This window comes from Alkalimonas sp. (assembly GCF_020831925.1).
Lineage (GTDB): Bacteria > Pseudomonadota > Gammaproteobacteria > Enterobacterales > Alteromonadaceae > Alkalimonas.
In genome coordinates this window covers 43,536-63,481 of record NZ_JAFIFQ010000008.1, presented here as the reverse complement: position 1 = coordinate 63,481, position 19,946 = coordinate 43,536, and the positions used below count along the sequence as shown (strand labels likewise).

17 protein-coding genes are annotated in these 19,946 nt (G+C 52.4%); 12 read left to right on the top strand and 5 right to left on the bottom strand.

The window, feature by feature from the left end; translation table 11 throughout:
* The first annotated feature begins 9 nt into the window (after nucleotides 1-9).
* Together JJU14_RS04660 and lnt are read left to right on the top strand one after the other, a co-directional pair.
* Nucleotides 10-882: a CBS domain-containing protein gene (locus JJU14_RS04660; RefSeq protein WP_228611430.1), complete on the top strand. Its 873-nt coding sequence runs from the start codon at nucleotides 10-12 to the stop codon at nucleotides 880-882.
* Nucleotides 848-2,431 carry an apolipoprotein N-acyltransferase gene (gene lnt / locus JJU14_RS04655; RefSeq protein ID WP_228611429.1) on the top strand — a complete coding sequence of 528 codons (1,584 nt, stop codon included), beginning with the start codon at nucleotides 848-850 and terminating at the stop codon, nucleotides 2,429-2,431. The genes JJU14_RS04660 and lnt overlap by 35 nt, the downstream gene beginning before the upstream one ends.
* On the opposite strand, the gene JJU14_RS04650 is transcribed toward lnt, so the two are convergent.
* The 5 genes from JJU14_RS04650 to JJU14_RS04630 all read right to left on the bottom strand — a co-directional run bounded on the left by JJU14_RS04650 (nucleotide 2,428) and on the right by JJU14_RS04630 (nucleotide 8,893).
* Nucleotides 2,428-4,341: a TIGR00341 family protein gene (locus JJU14_RS04650; RefSeq protein ID WP_228611428.1), complete on the bottom strand. Its 1,914-nt coding sequence runs from the start codon at nucleotides 4,339-4,341 to the stop codon at nucleotides 2,428-2,430. The genes lnt and JJU14_RS04650 overlap by 4 nt on opposite strands.
* Nucleotides 4,319-6,712 carry a Lon protease family protein gene (locus tag JJU14_RS04645; protein WP_228611427.1) on the bottom strand — a complete coding sequence of 798 codons (2,394 nt, stop codon included), beginning with the start codon at nucleotides 6,710-6,712 and terminating at the stop codon, nucleotides 4,319-4,321. Before JJU14_RS04645 ends, JJU14_RS04650 begins: the two co-directional genes overlap by 23 nt.
* Nucleotides 6,713-6,819: 107 nt before the next feature.
* The gene (locus JJU14_RS04640) at nucleotides 6,820-7,287 is read right to left on the bottom strand and encodes a hypothetical protein (RefSeq protein WP_228611426.1); all 468 of its coding nucleotides are present in this window, start codon (nucleotides 7,285-7,287) and stop codon (nucleotides 6,820-6,822) included.
* A 56-nt stretch (nucleotides 7,288-7,343) separates the two neighbouring features.
* Nucleotides 7,344-7,616, bottom strand: a complete 273-nt coding sequence (locus JJU14_RS04635) for a hypothetical protein (RefSeq protein ID WP_228611425.1) — start codon at nucleotides 7,614-7,616, stop codon at nucleotides 7,344-7,346.
* A 359-nt stretch (nucleotides 7,617-7,975) separates the two neighbouring features.
* The gene (locus JJU14_RS04630) at nucleotides 7,976-8,893 is read right to left on the bottom strand and encodes a hypothetical protein (protein ID WP_228611424.1); all 918 of its coding nucleotides are present in this window, start codon (nucleotides 8,891-8,893) and stop codon (nucleotides 7,976-7,978) included.
* A gap of 282 nt (nucleotides 8,894-9,175) precedes the next feature.
* Between JJU14_RS04630 and leuS the strand changes: the two genes are divergently transcribed.
* The 10 genes from leuS to JJU14_RS04580 all read left to right on the top strand — a co-directional run bounded on the left by leuS (nucleotide 9,176) and on the right by JJU14_RS04580 (nucleotide 19,891).
* Nucleotides 9,176-11,764, top strand: coding sequence for a leucine--tRNA ligase (leuS, locus tag JJU14_RS04625; RefSeq protein WP_228611423.1), 2,589 nt, complete (start codon nucleotides 9,176-9,178; stop codon nucleotides 11,762-11,764).
* On the top strand, nucleotides 11,765-12,256 hold the full coding sequence (gene lptE / locus JJU14_RS04620; RefSeq protein ID WP_228611422.1) for an LPS assembly lipoprotein LptE: 492 nt from the start codon (nucleotides 11,765-11,767) through the stop codon (nucleotides 12,254-12,256).
* Nucleotides 12,253-13,293 (top strand): DNA polymerase III subunit delta, encoded by a 1,041-nt coding sequence (gene holA, locus JJU14_RS04615; protein WP_228611421.1) that lies wholly within the window; start codon nucleotides 12,253-12,255, stop codon nucleotides 13,291-13,293. The genes lptE and holA overlap by 4 nt, the downstream gene beginning before the upstream one ends.
* Nucleotides 13,280-13,921 carry a nicotinate-nucleotide adenylyltransferase gene (nadD, locus tag JJU14_RS04610; RefSeq protein WP_228611420.1) on the top strand — a complete coding sequence of 214 codons (642 nt, stop codon included), beginning with the start codon at nucleotides 13,280-13,282 and terminating at the stop codon, nucleotides 13,919-13,921. Before holA ends, nadD begins: the two co-directional genes overlap by 14 nt.
* A gap of 102 nt (nucleotides 13,922-14,023) precedes the next feature.
* Entirely contained in the window at nucleotides 14,024-14,344 is a 321-nt protein-coding gene (gene rsfS / locus JJU14_RS04605) for a ribosome silencing factor (RefSeq protein ID WP_091342494.1), read from the top strand.
* On the top strand, nucleotides 14,341-14,811 hold the full coding sequence (gene rlmH, locus JJU14_RS04600) for a 23S rRNA (pseudouridine(1915)-N(3))-methyltransferase RlmH (protein WP_228611419.1): 471 nt from the start codon (nucleotides 14,341-14,343) through the stop codon (nucleotides 14,809-14,811). The genes rsfS and rlmH overlap by 4 nt, the downstream gene beginning before the upstream one ends.
* A gap of 2 nt (nucleotides 14,812-14,813) precedes the next feature.
* Nucleotides 14,814-16,676, top strand: coding sequence for a penicillin-binding protein 2 (gene mrdA / locus JJU14_RS04595; protein WP_228611418.1), 1,863 nt, complete (start codon nucleotides 14,814-14,816; stop codon nucleotides 16,674-16,676).
* Entirely contained in the window at nucleotides 16,673-17,791 is a 1,119-nt protein-coding gene (rodA, locus tag JJU14_RS04590; protein ID WP_228611417.1) for a rod shape-determining protein RodA, read from the top strand. The genes mrdA and rodA overlap by 4 nt, the downstream gene beginning before the upstream one ends.
* A 15-nt stretch (nucleotides 17,792-17,806) precedes the next feature.
* Nucleotides 17,807-18,700, top strand: coding sequence for a septal ring lytic transglycosylase RlpA family protein (locus JJU14_RS04585; RefSeq protein WP_300976158.1), 894 nt, complete (start codon nucleotides 17,807-17,809; stop codon nucleotides 18,698-18,700).
* Nucleotides 18,701-18,742: 42 nt separating this feature from the next.
* A complete protein-coding gene (locus JJU14_RS04580; protein WP_228611416.1) occupies nucleotides 18,743-19,891 on the top strand; it encodes a D-alanyl-D-alanine carboxypeptidase family protein in 1,149 nt (382 codons plus the stop codon).
* Nucleotides 19,892-19,946: the final 55 nt, after the last annotated feature.

Here is a 19,946-nt window from a genome sequence, read left to right as displayed (position 1 = left end):
AGTTCATTAATGAGTGACGACAACCCCCACTCTAGCCGCGGCTCTGCGCCGAAATCCTGGCTGGAACGCATAGCCGGAATGTTTAACGCAGAGCCACAAGATGTCTCGGAACTTGAAAACGTCATCAGTGAGGCCGCCAACAACTTGCTGATCGACGAAGATACCAAAGGCATGCTGCATGGTGTGCTGGATGTTTCCAAGATGCGCGCCAGGGATATTATGATCCCACGTTCACAAATGGCGACACTGGATATCGAGCAATCCATTACCGACATCCTGCCTATTTTGCTGGAAAACAACCACAGCCGCTATCCGGTGGTCAACGAAGATAAAGATCACATCGAAGGCATTCTGCTGGTAAAAGACCTGCTTAAATTCGCCTTTCTGCCCGATGCACCTCAGTGTCACCTGCGCGACATCATGCGACCGGCCGTCATCATTCCAGAAAGCAAACGGGTGGATGCACTGCTAAAGGAATTCCGCCAAAAGCGCTATCACATGGCGATGGTGGTGGACGAATACGGTGGTGTTTCTGGCTTGGTGACCATTGAAGACATTCTGGAGCAAATCGTCGGTGAAATTGAAGACGAGCACGATGATGCCGAAGATGCCGATATCAAAAAAATGGCCAGCAATGTATTTCAGGTAAGCGCCTTAACGCCACTGGACGAATTCAACAGCCACTTTGGCAGCCATTTCAACGAAGAAGAGGCCGATACCATTGGGGGTATTGTGTTGCATGCCTTTGGTCATATGCCGGAGCGTGGTGAAACCATTGAGCTGGATGGTCTCTTGTTCAAAGTCAGCAAAGCCAACAGTAGGCGGTTATTGCAACTGCAGGTGATCAATGGCAAAGCACCGGTCGTTAGCGAGCCGGATTAAGGTGCTCAAACTGCCAAAGCTGACAACCCGACTGTTTGGCTCGCGCTGGTTGAGCGCTTTACTGATGGCATTGACAGGTGCCAGCAGCACCTTTGCTTTTGCTCCCTACAGTCTCACCCTGTTACCTGTGCTGACCATAGCCGCCTTGTGTTGCGCCGCCTGCTACAGCAGCCGCTGGCAACAAGCAGCCTGGCTGGGTTTTAGCTGGGGACTGGGTTACTTTGCTGCCGGTCTTAATTGGGTGCATATTCCGATTGAACAGTTCGGTGGCTTGCCCTTGCTGCTAAGCCTGGCACTGCTACTGCTGTTAAGCGCCTATCTTGCACTCTATCCGTTGTTGTTTGCTCTGCTGGCTTTTCGCCTTAAACAGCACCCGCTGCTGACCTTGTACCTGGCTGCAGCCTGGATGCTGCTGGAAGCGCTGCGCTCCTGGTTTCTGACCGGCTTTCCCTGGCTGTCACCTGGCTACAGCCAAAGCGACAGCTTACTCAGGCACTGGGCCCCATTGATTGGTGAAACAGGTCTGACTTTTATTTTGGTGTTAACTGCCGCGGCCCTGATGCAACTGCTTGCCAAGCGCCAGCTCTGGCCATTATCAGTCACAGCCCTGCTTTGGCTCAGCGCGCCACTCGCCAGTCACTGGCATGGCTGGCAAGCTACCGGCGAAACGCTGGATGTTGCACTGGTACAAGGCAATATAAAGCAAGAGCTGCGCTGGGATCCGGCACTTGAGGTCAGCACCATGCGCCTGTATCTGGAGCTAACCCAACCACATTTGGGCACGCCGCTGATCATCTGGCCAGAGGCCGCTATCCCACGGGTAGAAATTCTGGCAGAACCTTACTTGTTTGAGCTCGATGCCATTTTAGCAGAGCACAACAGCAGCCTAATTACCGGCATTATCGATTACAATTTTTACACCGAAGAAGCCTGGAACAGCCTGATTACCTTAGGCAAGCGCCGGCAAAGCGATGCGGCAGGTCATTACCAGCCCAGGCACAGCAACCGCTTTGAAAAACACCATTTGCTGCCCATTGGCGAGTTTGTACCGTTGGAAGATTTCCTGCGCCCACTGGCGCCGATTTTCGATTTACCAATGAGCTCGTTTAATCGAGGCAGCTATGTGCAGCAAAACCTGCTGGCCAACGATCACAAGTTACTGCCAGCCATTTGCTTTGAAATTGCCTTTCCAAGGCAGCTGGCAGCAAATTTTCAGGCCGACACCGGACTACTGCTAACCGTCAGCAACGATGCCTGGTTTGGCGACAGCATAGGGCCGCACCAGCATCTGCAAATTGCCCGCATGCGGGCATTGGAGTTTGGCCGGCCATTGCTACGCGCCACCAACAATGGCATTACCGCTACCATAGCAGCCGATGGCGGTATCCAACAGCAACTGCCGCAGTTTCAGGCCGCAGTCCTGACTGATACCATGCATTTAACCACAGGCCAAACCCCTTATAGTCGTTACCGAGACTGGCCACTGTGGCTATGTTCTTTGCTGCTGTTACTGTTGGCCGGATGGCAAAACTTGCGACAGCCAGGCTAGCGGATCACCCGGGTACCGACTTCCAGCTCCACTGGCTGCGCCAGCTTTTGTTCAATCAGGCCTTTGATGTCATCCATTTGTGCCTCATCGACGGTCGAGCGTGATACCAGCGTCAGTGAAATCCGGATTGGATTGCCCGGCCTTACCTGCACATGACGCAACTGAATATCTTCCAATACGATGCCTTCCAGCTGTTGTTTGATGCGCCCCTCCTGCACCATATGCGAGAAACTAAGCGCCAGCGGAATGCTAAGGAGTACCACCAGTAAAAACGTCAGCGCCAGGCCACGGCGCGCCCGGTGAAAGGGGCTGTAGCCAAGGAACAAAAAGGTCAAAACTGCAGCCAGAATAATCCCCACCAGGTTGGTCAGGTAGAGTAAAAAAGCGCCCCAGAACACTGTAAAATCAGCCCAGCCCAGGCCAATGCCCGCAACCGCCAACGGCGGTACCAGCGCAACGGCGATTGCTACCCCAGCCAAACTTTTTGCCACTTCGGCCCTGGCATGGGCATAGGCTCCGGCAATGCCGGAGACGACAGCAACCCCCAGATCCAGCAAGGTTGGGCTAATGCGGGCGGCAATCTCGCTATTGATGGTATTGAGTGGGATGAGCCAGGTGGCGATCACCGCACAACTGATGGCCAGTGTTGTGCCTACCCCAATACTGCGAGCACTGGTCAGCATCAGGCTTTCGTCCTGACGCAGGGTACCAAGCGCCATCGAAATAATCGGCCCCATCAACGGAGCCAAAATCATGGCACCGATAATCACTGGTGTGGAGTTGGCAAAAAGGCCAAAGGTCGCCAATAAAGTAGCCAGTATCATCAGCATCAAATAAGACGGCGTAGCTTTGGCACTTTCCCTAAGCGCCAGGAATAAATCCTTAAACTCTTCGGTAGCGGCGTGATGGATCCAGGGCAATGGATAGGTGACCAACTCGGTTTTAGCTTTACCCGCTGGCAAGGGCTGGGTTTTAAACACTTCTTTTTGCTCAGGCAACTTATCTTCGACAGCAAGATAGCGGCCAGGCACCATGTTGAGACAACGTGGCTCTACCCGTAACACCAGATCTTTGGTCTTTTCAATCAAGCCATCGTGGGTGTAGCTGATGGTTTTTGGGCTCTGAATGCGTAAACTGCTGGTTTTCAAGTGACCAACAAAAGAAGGGGTGCCTTTATTCCAGTAATCGCGTAAAAACAGCGCAGCAAATAAAAAGCGCAGCATTTCAAACACACTGCGTGGCACCAGCACCAACGCATGCAACATGCCATCGTTGGCGCTGGAGTCAGCAACCAACCGGCGCGACAATACCGAGCTGCGGCCATGTTCAACCGCCACAATACCAAGGGCCGCAGTGTCTAATTCTTTGCCTTTGTGGGTAGTGAGTTTAAAAGCACTGAAGGTGACCTGCCCTACCTTGCTGAGCAAGCGAAAAAACCGCTTTAACCGCAGTGCAAAACGCTCGGCCAGCGCCTCACCGGGGATAAGGGAAAAGGTATCGCCCACCACCACCGAGTTAAATACCGGCGTCTCGTTGCATAGCATCAAATCCAGCGGCTCAGCCTGGCGGAAAATGGCATCTTCCAGCGCCGTAGCCATATCACCGCTGATACCAAAACCATAACGGGCATGACGCATCTCCGGGTGGGGCAACAAGGCCAGCTGCCAAGCGTTTTGCTGCGCCTGCTGCACCAGCTCGCGCAAGGCTTCATCGGGCAAATAACACAGCAAGCGTTGTTCCGCGCTAAACAAGTGACTGAGCTTGCCTGTCCAGAGCAACAACTCGCTTTGCTGGCCATGCTCGGCCAGCAGCGGCAAAATGTGCTGGCGGACAAACTGCTCATCCATCGGTTGGCACAACAGCACCAGTTGACGTGTCACCGGCTGCTCACTCATCATCGTTGCAGCCATTGACGATCTCGGCAATCTCCGCCAGACGTTTTAACACCATGGCGTTTAGTGTTTTCTTTGGATAATCGCCACGTCGGGTCTGCTCACCCGGCTCTATACCAGTGAGCAAAAACAGCGCTTCATCGACATTTTTCACCACATAAATGTGAAACTCACCGCGACTAACCGCCTGCCGTACTTCCTCATTCAGCACCAGATTCAATTGGTTGCTGGCCGGGATCACCACGCCCTGGCCGCCGGTCAGGCCACGCAGCTGGCAAAGCCGGAAAAATCCTTCGATTTTTTCATTCACGCCACCGATGGCCTGAACTTCACCATGCTGATTGATGGAGCCAGTAACCGCCAGGCTTTGCTTGATCGGCACCTGGGTAATGGCCGAAATCAGCGCGCAAATTTCTGCCAGCGAAGCACTGTCGCCATCAATATGACCATAAGATTGCTCCATGGCAATGTTGGCCGATAGGGTCAGCGGAAAGTCACGGGCATAGCGCGCCCCTAAAAAGCCATTTAAAATTAAGACACCTTTCGAGTGAATGGCTTTGCCAAGCTCTACTTCCCGTTCGATATCCACCACACCAGAGGCACCGGCAAACACCGTAGCGCTGATGCGGGCCGGAGTGCCGAAGGTGGTATCGCCAATTTCCAGCACCGTCAGGCCATTGACCTTACCAACCGCCAGTCCGTCACTGTCGATCAAAATCTGCCCCTGCTGAATGTCTTCCAAAAAGCTTTCGCTGATGCGGCCGGTACGATACTGCTTGCCAGCCAGTGCCTGACGAACATGTTCGGAGGTTAAACTCTCACTGCCCGCCTGAGTCGCGTAATAACAAGCTTCACGCACCAGTTCCAGCACATCGGCAAAACGAGCCGACAATTTGTGTTGATGCTCGGCCTGACGGAAGCTAAATTGCAACAAACGCTCAAAACCGCACTCGGATAGCTGCTCCAGCCCCAGCTCGCGCATCTGTAGGCGAATTTGCCGTACCATGTAATTCAGGGTTTGCTGCTGATACGGCAAGTAGTGTTCAAAATCGGCCAGCACCCGAAATAGCTCGTTAAACTCTTCGTCCAGTTCCTGGATCAGATAATACAGATCACGCGAGCCCATCAGGATCACTTTCACCTGCAATGGAATGGCTTTGGGGGTGATGATGGTGGAGTTGGTGACTGCATGCTCACTGAGGGTATCAATCAGTAATTCGCTGCTTTTCAGCGCTTGCTTCAGTGCTTCCCACACCTGCGTCTGCGGCAGCAGTTTGTCGGCATCCAGGATCAAATAACCACCATTGGCACGATGCAAGGCTCCAGGGCGGATCATACGGTGATTGGTGTACAAAGAGCCGCCACTGGTGGCGTACTCGACCCGGCCAAATAAATTGCCGTAGGTTGGCAAAGGCTCAAACACTACAGGTGCACCGTCCATGGCGGCATGATGCACCAGCACATTGGGCACAAACTCCTCGATAAACAAGGTACGAATATCCAGCTCTTCGGTTTTTTCCGGTTCCGTTTCTTCCGGCAATAGCTCCAGCACCAGCTTTACCAGGTGTGGCCGCATATCACGCAGATAACGCAGCACACCAAGCTCTGCCACATAATGATGTTCCAGCGCTTTAAACAAGGGTTTAAACACCTGCTCGATGGTGGCTTTTCGAAGCTCCCGCAACTGCTCAGAGACATCCCGCTTCCATTGCGGCAATTCAATCAGCTGCTCGTTCAGAATGGTTTCCAGCTCGCCGACCAGATCGTAAAAGTACTGTCGCTCTTCATCACTCAGCTTGTTAAATTCGCTGTCATCAAGGGGCTTGCCATCAATCAAAGGCGCAAAGGTGACAGTACCGCCGTCTTCGTACAGCACCACTTTTTTCTCCAGCGCTTTTTGTTCAACCGCTTCTAAAGCGGCTTCGTAACGCTGATCAAAAGTGCGCTGAATGGCTTTTTTCTGCCGCTGATAGCCGGGGTTATCAAAAGCTGCCGGAAAGGTATCCAGCACTTCATCCACCAGATCCTCGATGCGCTTTACCAGCGTTCGGCCTTCACCAGGCAGCAGACGTAAGGTGGTTGGCATGCGTTCATCGTCAAAATTTCTCAGGTAACACCATTCATCCGGTGTGGCTTTCTCAGCCGCTGCATGCTGCAAAATATCCTGCACCAGAGTAAAGCGCCCCAGGGCAGGCTCTCCCATCACATAGAGGTTGTATCCTGGCATATCCATGCCAATGGCAAACTGCAGGGCAGCTTTGGCGCGCTCCTGACCAATAAAGGCTGGGGTCAACTCAGTTTGTAAGATGCTGTGTTTGAGCCAGTCATTGCGCAGTTGCGGAGCCAGCTGATGCGGGGCAAGCGCCAGCGTATCGAGGGTTTGAGTCATGAAAATCCTTGCAATCCATGAGGTTCATGCGTGATGGCGTTATTATACGCACAGCGTCAAGATGGCGACCAGTGAATTTCTGGTCGCAGCGGTCTGTTACTGACGGACTAATCGAGTGGCACGCCTTCCCGGTTGAAGCTAACGCCACCACAGTTGGTGCAAGCCAGCAATTCAGATGGATGGTAGTAATTGTGGCGCTCACCGCAGTTGTCACAGCGATAGCACCCCATACCAACTCGTTCGCCCTGAAAATACACGCCTTTGTGACGAAAATCTTCCAGAATTTCCTGCCATTCTACCTGGCTGCGATCAGTGATCTGCGCCAGTTCATACCAAAGCGCTTCCGGCCACAAGGATGGCTGCTCATCCGCTTCCGTATCGGTATCCTGCCACTGACGCTTTAAGGTTTCGACAAAGAGACGGGTTTCATGGGCCGTTAAGTCTTTACCGGCCTGAAAATAAGCGCGGATTTGCTTGTTCAGCTCCATCAGTTGCTCGACCGATTCCTTCTCCGCACTGCTGACCATATCTGCCAACTGCGTTAACCAGGCCTGGTATTTCTTTTTCAGTTCCATCCGGACTCCTACTGACTGCATTTGTCTTTAGTATAGCAAAGACTTCGCACTCAGCTTTACCCCTGCTCACGCTCCAACACCTCGCGCTGCCGCCTGGCTTCCTGCCGCTCGGCTTCACGCTGCTGACGCTGTACTCTGACTTCCTCGCGCTGAATACGTTGCTCAAGCATTCGCTCTACCTGAAACGACTCGTCCCAATGGCCACGTCGCACAATACGCCGTACATCGCTGTCGTGGCACAACACCGGATCTTTGACCCAGGCGCTGTAGGTCACCCGTGCAAACAACAACGCGGTATCCGGGCAGCGCTGATAACCATTGGCTGTCATCTGCTGACGATAATAGCTGTTAAGCACGAAGTGAAAAACGAACATTAGAACAAATGAAACTAAAAAAGGAATCATTAAAAATTTATTGAGAAATTTACTCTGCTTTTTAGTGAGCTCTCTCCCACCTAGAATAGAAGGGAGCATATACAAGACACCTAAAAGCATAAAAAAGGCGCCTAAGATACAGCCAAAAATATAGCCATGGGATGAACTGTGAATCACCAACTGTCGCCCACTCTCAATAGCTTCAAATTGACGACTGATATCCTGCGGTCCTAACCACATGAGGCCGCCGAGTAACGTAACCATTAGCAAGATAAGAAACAGAGCGGCGCTTATTTTTTTGAGTCGTGTGTCTATTACCATAAACTTGGATTAACTCTTAATAATTCTTGGATACGGCGTGTTGCAGATCGAGATAGCTGTCGCTGAACCGACTGGCTTGCGGATCTAACTACATAAAACACACCATCATAGATAGAACGCTTTGCTTCTGCTTCTTTTTTTTCTAAGTAGTGAATCAACTGCTCTGTAATGCCATAGTGATTATCAATTGCACTGAGTAAGAATCCGACGCCAACTGCAACTAAGACCCCTGCACCAAGAGGTACAATCGCAATCACACCAGCTTTGGCAAAAATCGCCAAAACACCCACACTTGCAAAATACCCCGCAGCACCGGCAATGGCGATTTTTACCAAATCGGTTGAAATACCGGCCAGCCAGTTGGTCCAGCGGTATTCGTCTTCAAATAACCACTGCAAGCTGTGCAACGACAGCGAGAAAATTACTGAGACTAAAAAGCCGCTTTTCGCGGAGTTCTTAAGCCCTTCTTTACCCACCGCCATATTCACCAGCCCGGTATTGGTGGCGAGATAGCGGGTGCCTTTAATGACCTGACGGGCACGATGGTTGCCTTTAAAAATAATGTACTGGCTACCATTTTGGGTCACAGTCCGGTAGGTTGAGAAAAAACGGCCACCGCGCTGTAAATCCGTCGCCAATACCGCCAAAACCCTGGCATCATTGGTAGCTGCGCCGTAATCACGGCCATATTGCGTTATGGCAGTGGCCAGCGCTACACCAGTGAGCTGTTCGAACAGTGCTGCACTTTGCGCCTGAGTTTTGCCTTCCTGGCGCTGAACGGTTAACCAGAAATCGGTGAGCTCTCTGGCATTCAGTACATAGATATCGACTTGATTTTCAGCCAGTTGCTGCTGCAGTTGTTGTTGGCGCAGCTGCTGGCTGGCCTGTTGCTGGGCAATAAAAGCGGTCATAACTCAACATCCTGTAAAGTAATTAATGGTGATTTGTTCAATTAATGTTTCCTCAATTCTAGCATGTTAATCTTTTGAGTAAATATACAATGCACTTAAAGTTGGCAGTACTTTAATCGGCAATGCGCGAACCAAAGCACTTGGCACTGTGCTACTGACGATGGATTCAAGTTGTTGTAAGCCAGAGGCTGCGGTATCCTATAGCGAATTTTCCGCGCCCTCGAAAAGCTGTATTGATTGCAGCTGAGAGCCCTTCGTTGATGCTTAGTTTGGAAGACCTTAATGCACGAACAGTACAATCCGCAACAGATAGAAACTGCCTTGCAGCAGCAGTGGGATAACGATCAGGTTTTTAAAGTGGTCGAAGATGACAGCAAAGAAAAATTCTACTGTCTCTCCATGTTTCCTTATCCAAGCGGACGTCTGCACATGGGCCATGTCCGCAACTACACCATTGGCGACGTAATCAGCCGCTTTCAGCGCATGCAGGGCAAAAATGTGATGCAGCCGATGGGGTGGGATGCCTTTGGTTTACCGGCAGAAAATGCGGCAATTAACCATAAAACCGCCCCCGCCAAGTGGACCTACGAAAACATCGACTACATGCGCACCCAGTTAAAGCGCCTTGGCTTTGGTTACGACTGGTCGCGCGAACTGGCAACCTGCAAACCGGAATATTACCGCTGGGAGCAGTGGTTCTTCACCAAGCTGTATGAAAAAGGCCTGGTGTACAAGAAAATGTCGACGGTGAACTGGGATCCAATCGATCAGTGTGTCTTGGCCAATGAGCAGGTTATTGACGGTCGAGGCTGGCGCTCTGGTGCCCTGGTCGAACAGCGCGAACTGGCGCAGTGGTTTATTAAAATCACCGATTACGCCGAAGAGCTGCTGGCCGACCTGGATCAACTGGACGAATGGCCAGAGCAAGTGCGCACCATGCAAAAAAACTGGATTGGCCGCTCCGAAGGGGTGGAGATCACCTTTGATGTGGCCGACTCTAATCAGCAAGTCTCTGTATTCACTACCCGTCCTGATACGCTGTATGGCGTGACCTACATGGCAGTGGCTGCCCAGCACCCGCTGGCCCAGCAAGCTGCAGCTACCAACCCGGCGCTGGCTGCATTTATCGACGATTGCAAAGGCGGCAAGGTCGCAGAAGCTGAGCTGGCTACCATGGAGAAAAAAGGCATGGCGACCGGCATCTATGCGGTGCATCCGCTGACCGGAGCCAAACTGCCCATTTGGGTGGCGAACTTTGTGCTGATGGATTACGGCTCTGGTGCTGTGATGTCGGTACCGGCCCATGATCAACGTGATTACGAATTTGCCAGCAAATACCAACTGCCCATCCAGCAAGTGATTGCACCGCTGGATAACGGCAGTGAACTGGATTTAACCAAAGCCGCTTACACCGACAAAGGCACATTGGTGAATTCGGCCGAATTCGACGGGCTGGACTTTGCCGCCGCCTTTACCGCCATTGCCGATAAACTGGCCTCACTTGGCCGCGGTGAAGTACGGGTGAACTACCGGCTGCGTGACTGGGGTGTATCCCGCCAGCGTTACTGGGGCACGCCGATCCCGATGTTAACACTGGAAGATGGTGCTCAGGTGCCGGTACCGGCCGAACAACTGCCGGTACGCCTGCCGGAAGATGTGGTGATGGATGGCGTGCAGTCGCCCATCAAAGCCGATCCGAACTGGGCCAAAACCAGCTATCAGGGTCAGCCAGCCTTTCATGAAACCGATACTTTCGATACCTTTATGGAATCGTCCTGGTACTACGCCCGTTATACCTGCCCGAACAACGATCAGGCTATGCTGGACCCGGCCAAAGCCAATTACTGGCTGCCGGTCGATCAGTACATCGGTGGCATTGAACACGCCATCTTGCACCTGCTGTATTCCCGCTTCTTCCACAAGTTATTGCGTGATGTGGGCCTGGTGCAATCGGATGAGCCCTTTAAACGCTTGCTGTGTCAGGGCATGGTGCTGGCCGAAACCTTCTACCGTGAACACGACAATGGCAGCAAAAGCTGGTACTCGCCGCAGGATGTCAGCGTTGAGCGCGATGACAAAGGCCGTATTCTAAGTGCCACCTTAAACAGCGATGGCCAGCCAGTGCTGTCCGCTGGTATGAGTAAGATGTCAAAATCGAAAAATAACGGCATCGATCCACAAAAGGTGATTGAACAGTACGGTGCTGATACGGTGCGGCTCTTTATGATGTTCACCGCCCCGCCCGAGCAAACACTGGAGTGGTCCGACTCAGCTGTGGAGGGTGCCCATCGTTTCCTGAAACGGATTTACGCACTGGTGCAACAGTTTAGCCAACATCAACCAAGCGCAGCCCTGGATACGGACGCCCTGAACAATGAGCAAAAAGTGCTGCGGCGCGAACTGCACAAAACCATTGCCAAAGTGACCGACGATCTGGCGCGGCGTTATACCTTCAATACTGCCATTGCTGCCATTATGGAGCTGAGCAATAAGTTGCAAAAAGCACCGCTGGAAACCGAGCAGGATAAAGCCGTCATGCAAGAGGCGGTGCTGGCCTTATTGCAAATGCTGAACCCGATCACGCCGCATCTGTGTCAATTCCTGTGGCGTGAACTGGGCCAACAAACAGCGCTGGAAGATGGTAACTGGCCACAAGTGGACAGCAGCGCTCTGGTTGAAGATGAGAAGCTGATTGTAGTTCAAGTCAACGGTAAGGTGCGCGCCAAACTGACGGTGGCGGCCGATGCCAGCCAGGATCAGGTATTGGCACAAGCCAAGGCCGACGACAATGTACAGCGCTACCTGGAAGGCGTCAGCATTCGCAAGGCCATTTATGTGCCAGGCAAACTACTCAATCTGGTGGTTGGCTAAATGGCAAAGGCATCTGTGCTACGGTTGTGGCTGCTGGCCCTGCTGGTTTTCCTGCTGACCGGCTGCGGTTTTCAGCTGCGTGGCCAGTTGCCATTGCAGTTGTTTGATGGCGTCTACCTGCAGGCAGACCGGCACTCCGAGCTGGCCGCCATTTTGCGCCAGCGCCTGCAAAGCCATCAGATTACTCTGCTGAACCAACCCGAACAAGACAGCCCAAGTGTCTACCTGCTGCACGACTCGCTGGAACGCCGCACCCTGTCGCTTTTTCCAAACGGACAGGTGGCGGAATACGAACTAATTTATCAGGTGCGTTACAGCATTCAGACTCCAGGCGCCGAAGCCCAGATGTTCGAGTTTGAGTTGTTCCGCGATTATCAGGACGATCCAAACCGGGCGCTGGCCAAAGCGCGCGAGCTGGAGCTGATGCTGGCAGAGCTACGCGAGCAAGCTGCCCAGCGCATCCTGCGCCAGTTAGGGCGTATCAGCGCATGAATAAGCTGTATGCCAGTCAGCTGTCGCAGCACCTGCAACAGCAGCTGGCAGGGTGTTACCTGGTGTTTGGTGAGGAGCCTCTGCAAAAGCAGGATTGCCTGGATCAAATCCGGGTCAAAGCACGGCAGCAAGGTTTTGACGAGCGCCAGCAGTTTCGGCTGGAAGCCCAGTTTGACTGGGAGCCTGTGTTTAGCGCTATGCAAAGTCTGTCTTTGTTCAGCAGCCGTCAAATCATTGAGCTGGATCTGCAGGCACAGAAACTGACCGCTGCCACTGGCAAAGAGTTGAAACAACTCTTCGATCTGCTGCATCCGGATACCTTACTGCTGTTGCATGGCGAGCGCAGCCCGGCAGAAATCAGCAAACTGAGTTGGGTCAAAGCCCTACCCAAAGATTCTGTGCTGCTCAGCATTTACCCGCTGGATGACCAACAGTTTCAAAAGTGGCTGCAGCAGCAACTGCGTCAGGCAGGTATTCAGTTTAGCCCAGATGCCAGCCAACTGTTTTTGCATCACTGCAGTGGCAATTTACTGGCGGCCCGCCAGAATCTGGATAAGCTGTTGCTGACCTTTGGTCCCTGCAGTCTGGACGAGCCTGCCCTGGCTGATTTTCTAGCCGATCAATCCAGTTTTTCTGTGTTTCAGCTTAGCGACGCCTTACTGGCCGGCCAGCAACAACAGGCCTTTCATCGTTTGCAGCGACTGCTGGGGCAAGATGAAGAGCCCACCCTGCTTTGCTGGCAACTGCATCGTGAAGTACAAAACCTGTTGCAGCTGCAACAAGGCACCATGGCTGAGCGGGCCGGGCTTTTTAAGCAACTGGGGATCTGGCCCAAACGCCAACCGCTGTATCAGCAAGCACTGCAGCGCCTGCCTTTGAACTGGCTGCATTACATTCTGCAAGAACTGGCCAGTTTCGATCGCCAGTTTAAGGGCGGCCAGCTGACCCAGTTGCCACTGGCCTTAACGCACCTCTGCAGCCTCTTTTTGGCCCCAGTGCCAAAAGCATTCTCCTTGCAGCGCTATGAACAACGCTAAACCGATACTAGGGATCTTTGGCGGAACCTTTGATCCAATTCACTTCGGTCATCTGCGCTGTGCTTTGCATGTGCAGCAGGCTTGTCAGTTGGAACAAGTTCGGCTAATGCCTTGTCATTTGCCGGCGCATCGAGCCAGCCCTGGCGTCAGTGCTGAACAACGTGCCGACATGGTCCAGCTAGCCATTGCCGAGTACCCGCAATTGGCACTGGAACTGCTGGAGCTGCAGCAGCATCGCCCCTCGTACAGTGCGATTAGTCTGGCGCAGTTAGCCTTACAGTACCCCGAGCATCAGCTGGCCTTTATACTGGGTATGGATGCCTTTAACCAGTTCACCCGCTGGCATCGCTGGCAGCAGATCTTACAGCTGGCCGATCTGATTGTCTGCCAGCGGCCGGAGCATAAGACACTGACAGCTGAAAGCCAGGCACTGTTGCTGTCACATCAAATCCAGCATGCCGCTGAATTAAAGCAACCAGGCAAAGGTCGGATCCTGCTGCTGGATAACCCACTGCAGGCCATCTCGGCCACCGAGTTGCGGCACAGCTTGCCAAGGCTAAATGCCTGCCCGGCCTGGTTACCCCCGGCTGTATGGAACTATATTCGTTTGCACAAACTCTATAGCTAAAGATAGAGCGAAAGATATGACATAAAGAGTCGGCTAAAGAGGGTACAAGCCGCGTTAAAAAGTGATAAAATTTAGTTTTTAGCCCGTGATAAAGGAAAACAGGTGCAAAGTAGCGAATTACTCAGTTTTGTGCAGCAGAAAGTCGAAGATATGAAAGGCCGCGATATCGTCATTCTGGATGTGCGTGGCAAATCCAGCATTACCGATTTTATGGTCATTTGCTCTGGCACCTCCAACCGTCATACCAAATCCATTGCCGATCATGTTGCCCAGGAAAGTAAGCAAGCTGGCATCAGCATTATGGGCATTGAAGGCGACAAAGCCGGCGAATGGGTACTGCTCGATCTGGGCGATGTGGTGGTGCATGTGATGCTTGACGATACCCGAAGCTTTTATCAGCTGGAAAAGCTCTGGAGCGCATGAAGCTATTGTTGATCGCTGTGGGCAGCAAAATGCCCGCCTGGGTGCAAACCGGTTACCAAGAGTATGCCCGGCGTTTTCCACGCGATTTACCGCTGGAGTTGATTGAAATTCCGGCGCAAAAACGCGGCAAAAATGCCGACATCAAACGTATTTTGCAGCAGGAAGGGGAAAAAATGCTGGCCGCAGTCCCTAAGGGTGCACGCATTGTGACACTGGAAGTAACCGGAAAAAACTGGGACAGCCCAACCCTGGCCAATCAATTGACCCAATGGCAACTGGATGGGCGCGATGTTTGCCTGCTAGTCGGCGGCCCGGAAGGGCTAGCTCCAGAGTGCATAGCCGCCAGTGAAGCCAAATGGTCGCTATCGGCCCTCACGCTGCCTCACCCCTTGGTGCGGGTGGTGCTGGCAGAATCGCTGTACCGTGCTTGGAGTATTTGCACCAATCACCCTTACCATCGCGAGTAGCTATGCGACGTCAACGAGAAGCCATCCAGGATCATGCCGCCGAAGCGCAATTATTCAAGCGACGCGCCCTGGTTGCTTTTAGTCTGGTGGTACTGCTCTTTGTCATCATCCTGTTCAATATGTATCACTTGCAGGTGCGCTCTTACCACGAATATCAAACCCGTTCAGAGGGCAATCGCATCAAGGTGGTGCCGGTAGCTCCCAATCGCGGCTTGATTTATGATCGCAACGGCATTCTATTGGCAGAAAATACCCCTGTGCATTCGCTGGAAATTATTCCGGAGCAAGTGGCCGATTTAACCAAAACCCTGGCCGAGCTGGCCGAACTGATTGAGATCACGCCTGAGCAGCAACAAAGTTTTTTGCAGGATGTGCAACGACAGCGCCGCTTTAACAGCATTGCTCTAAAAGAGCAGCTGACCGAACAGGAAGTAGCTGTGTTGGCGGTGAATCAGCATCGTTTCCCAGGCGTTACTTTAGAAGCTCGCCTCAGCCGTACCTACCCTTTCGGCGATCTCTTCACTCACTCCATTGGCTACATTGGCCGCATCAACAGCAATGACTTGCAGCGGTTGCGCGAACAGGATCTTGCTGCCAACTACGCTGCCAGCCGTGATATTGGTAAAATTGGCCTGGAGCGGTATTACGAGCAATTACTTCATGGCACTGTGGGTTATCAGGAAGTTGAAGTAAATAACCGCGGCCGGGTGATCCGCACCCTGCGCTCAGATCCGGCTATCTCGGGTAAAGATTTGATTTTAAGCCTGGATGTTGGCTTGCAGCTCACAGCGCAACAAGCACTGGAAGGCTTGCGCGGTGCTGTGGTAGCACTGGACCCTCGCACCGGAGCCATATTGGCTTTTTACAGCAACCCCGGCTATGACCCCAACTTATTTGTGCATGGCATCAGCAGCGCCAACTACAACGCCCTGCTGAATTCATTTGATCGCCCATTGATCAACCGCGTCACTCAAGGTATTTATCCCCCTGCATCAACCATCAAGCCCCATATGGCGTTAATCGGCTTGGATCAGGGCATCATCACCCCTACCAGCCGCATTTGGGATCCCGGTTATTATCAGTTGCCGAACTATTCACGTCGCTTTCGTAATTGGCGCCGGCATGGGCAAGGCTGGGTCAATGTATACGGCGCCATTATCCAAAGTAATGACACCTACTTTTACGATATGGCCGTCCGGTTAGGCATTGATGCGATTTCTGATTCGATGAAGCAATTTGGTTTTGGCCAGCGCACCGGTATTGATATTCACGAAGAGTCTGCCGCCATTATGCCATCGCGTGGTTGGAAGCGAGCCCGCTTTAATCAGCCCTGGTTTCCCGGCGATACGGTGTCTCTGGGTATAGGGCAGAGCTACTGGACCACCACCCCCTTGCAGTTAGCCACCAGTACCGCAATTCTGGTCAATCGCGGTGACAGCGTAGTGCCCGCTTTATTGCAAGGCACCCGTTTTCAAGGCGAGTTTGAAGCCAAACCCTATCAGCGTCAGCCGGCGGTTCGTATTCAGGATCCACAGCATTGGCAGGTAATCCTGGATGCGATGGAGCAAACCGTCAATACCCGCGAGGGGACAGCCTTTCGCGCGTTTCAAGGCACAAGTTATAGCTCTGGCGGCAAGACAGGAACCGCCCAGATAGTCAGCATAGCCCAGGATGCCAAGTACGATGCGGATGCCTTGCAAGAGCAGCATCGGGATAATGCCATGTATGTCGGTTACGCCCCTGCAGTGGATCCAACCATAGTGGTTGCCATCGTAGTCGAAAACACCGGGGGGGGTGGCAGTACCGCTGCACCGGTTGCCCGCCAACTGTTTGATTATTATTTCAGCGCCGGGGTGAATCAGTGAATGATGTAATCAGTGAATCTCAACGACCACGCGGTCTGGCTATATTTCACATTGACACTCCCTTACTGCTGGGCTTGTTGGCTCTAATGGGTTTTGGCCTGCTGGTTCTTTACAGTGCCAGCGGTCAAAGTCAGGCCATGATGCAAGCACAACTGATCCGGCTAGGTCTGGCCTTTGCCGTCATGGTGGTGTTTGCCCAAATCAGCCCCCTTACTTATAAACGCTGGGGCCTGCCGGTGTTTTTACTTGGCTTACTGATGCTGGTTGCTGTCTTGCTGGTCGGGGAGATCGGCAAAGGCGCTCAGCGCTGGTTGAATCTTGGTTTTGTCCGCTTTCAGCCCTCAGAGCTGATGAAACTCGCCGTGCCTTTGGCCATTGCCTGGTTTATCTCCAATCATAATTTGCCACCTAAGTTATGGCGTTTGCTGCTTGGTTTTGTCATGTGCGTGATCCCTACTCTGCTGATTGCAAAACAACCCGATCTGGGCACTGCCCTGCTCATCGCTACCTCTGGCATCATGGTGTTGTTTTTGGCCGGTATGAGCTGGCGGCTGATTGTCTTTATCGGGGCTTTGGTTTCTTCCCTTTTACCTGTGATGTGGTTTTTTGTCATGCATGATTACCAAAAGCGCCGGGTACTGACCTTTTTAAACCCGGAAACCGACCCACTGGGCTCTGGCTATCACATTATTCAATCCAAAATCGCTATTGGCTCTGGCGGACTGCAAGGCAAGGGGTGGCTGCAAGGCACCCAGTCACAGCTGGAGTTCTTACCCGAGCGACATACCGACTTTATTTTTTCCGTTTTAAGTGAAGAGTTCGGTCTGGTTGGGGTCGTGCTGCTGATCAGTCTGTACTTATTTGTCATTGCCCGTTGCATGCTGATCGCAATCCGGGCCCAGGATAGCTTTTCAAAGCTGGTTGCCGGCAGCTTTACCATGACCTTTTTTGTCTATGTCTTCGTCAATATTGGCATGGTATCCGGCTTACTGCCCGTGGTGGGTGTGCCACTACCGCTGGTAAGTTTTGGCGGTACTTCCATGGTTACCTTGTTGGCTGCTTTTGGTATTCTGATGTCCATAGCTACCCACAAGCGCATTCTGGCCTCTTCGTAAACAGGAGTTTTCGTGATGTACTTACGCTGTCTGACGCTCTCCTTAGGTATCCTTGCTATCACCGCCTGCAGCCATAACCCGAGCCCGACCCATGATCCTGATAGGGTGTCGCCCAATGCCGGACGTTATCAGTTTGAGCAGGATCACAAACCAGAGCGCTTACCAACCTTGCTGGAAATGATCGATCCTGAACCCAGTATCCAACCGCTAAGCCGGGGCGGCAATCATGCCTACCGTATTTTTGGTGTTGATTATCAACCTAAAACGGATTTAACCGAATACAAAGCCACCGGTATTGCCTCCTGGTACGGCATGAAATTTCATGGTCACAAAACCTCCAATGGCGAGGTCTATGACATGTATAGCATGAGTGCAGCGCATAAAACCCTGCCACTGCCGTCCTATGTCCGGGTCACCAATTTAGTGAACCAAAAAAGTGCCATTGTCCGCGTCAATGATCGAGGGCCTTTTCATCAAGATCGCATCATTGATTTATCCTATGCTGCTGCTCACAAAATAGGCATGCTGCAACAAGGTACAGCGCCGGTTCAGGTAGAGCTGATAGCATCGCCAGCTATGGTAAAGCAAAGTATGGGTTCCGAAGTATTGGTAGCAGCGGTTCGTCCTGAGTTGAGCGAGTCTGTTGTCGCTGGCAATGCAACCACTAACACAGCTGCATCCTGTTACATTCAGGTGTTTGCCAGCCAAAACGACCAAAGAGCGACTGAGCTAGGCAAGCAGCTGGAACAGCAACTGGCTTTTACCACCAAAATCAGTCACCATAACGGCATTTACCGCTTGCTGGTCGGCCCCATTGCTGATCGCCAGCAGGCACAAGACTGGTTGCAACAGCTGCGGGCGAAGCTTTATCCTTCGGCCTATTTTACCGACAGCCAGGCATGCAGCTAGCTGAATCACTATCGTTCCACTGCTGATGAAAAGAAAGGTGCTATGAAAACTGTTATTCGTTGTTTTGCGCTTGTTGTTGCGCTGCTAACCAGTCAGGCTGAAGCTGTCTCCGTGGTACCCGCCCCACCGGAGGTGAATGCAAAAGGCCATATCTTGGTCGACTTTGATACCGGCAAGGTGTTGTCCGAGCACAACGCTGATATGCTGTTGTCACCTGCCAGTCTGACCAAAATGATGACGGCCTACATCATAGGCACTGAACTGAAAAGTGGTAACATCAGTGATACCGATATGGTCACCATCAGTGAACAGGCTTGGGCACGCAATTTTCCTGGCTCCTCTTTGATGTTTATTGAAGTAGGCACTCAGGTATCCGTCGCTGATTTGAACCGTGGCATTATGGTGCAATCCGGCAATGATGCCTGTGTCGCGATGGCCGAGCATATTGCCGGAAGCGAGAGTGCTTTTGTCGATCTGATGAATGCCCATGCCGAACGTCTTGGTATGCGTAGCACCACCTTTGGTAATAGTCATGGCCTGCAGCACCCGGATCAGCGCACCACACCGCGCGACATGGCTATTTTATCCAAAGCCTTAATCCGTGATGTACCGGACATGTATGCCCTGTATTCCGAGCGCGAGTTTACTTACAACAACATTCGTCAATACAACCGTAACTCCCTGTTATGGGATCGCAATCTGGCGGTAGACGGCATCAAAACCGGCTTTACCTCCGAAGCAGGCTTCAGCCTGATTACCTCAGCAACCCGTGATGATATGCGGCTGATCTCTGTAGTCATGGGCACACCAAGCGAACAAATTCGGGCCCAGGAAAACCGTAAATTACTGAACTATGGCTTCCGTTTCTTCGAAACCATACTGCCTTTCCCAGTCGGTGAAGTCTTTGCTGAGCCTCGCGTGTGGCAAGGTGAAGCGGATAGCGTGCGCTTGGGGCTGAGCCAGCAAAGTCTGATTACCATTCCTCGTGGTCAGCAGCGCAACCTGCAAACGGAAGTCAAGTTAGAGCAACAACTGGTTGCCCCACTTGAACGTGGCCAAGTGGTGGGCCGTTTGCAGCTTAGCCTGGGCGGTGAAACGGTTGCCGAGTATCCTCTGGTCACGCTGGATGCGGTTGAGCGCGGTGGTTTTTTCAAACGCATGCTGGATTACCTGAAAATGCAGTTTGACTGATTCCAGCCACGAAACAGCCCTGCCCCTGTTACAACCCGGCGAAATGCAGTAAAAT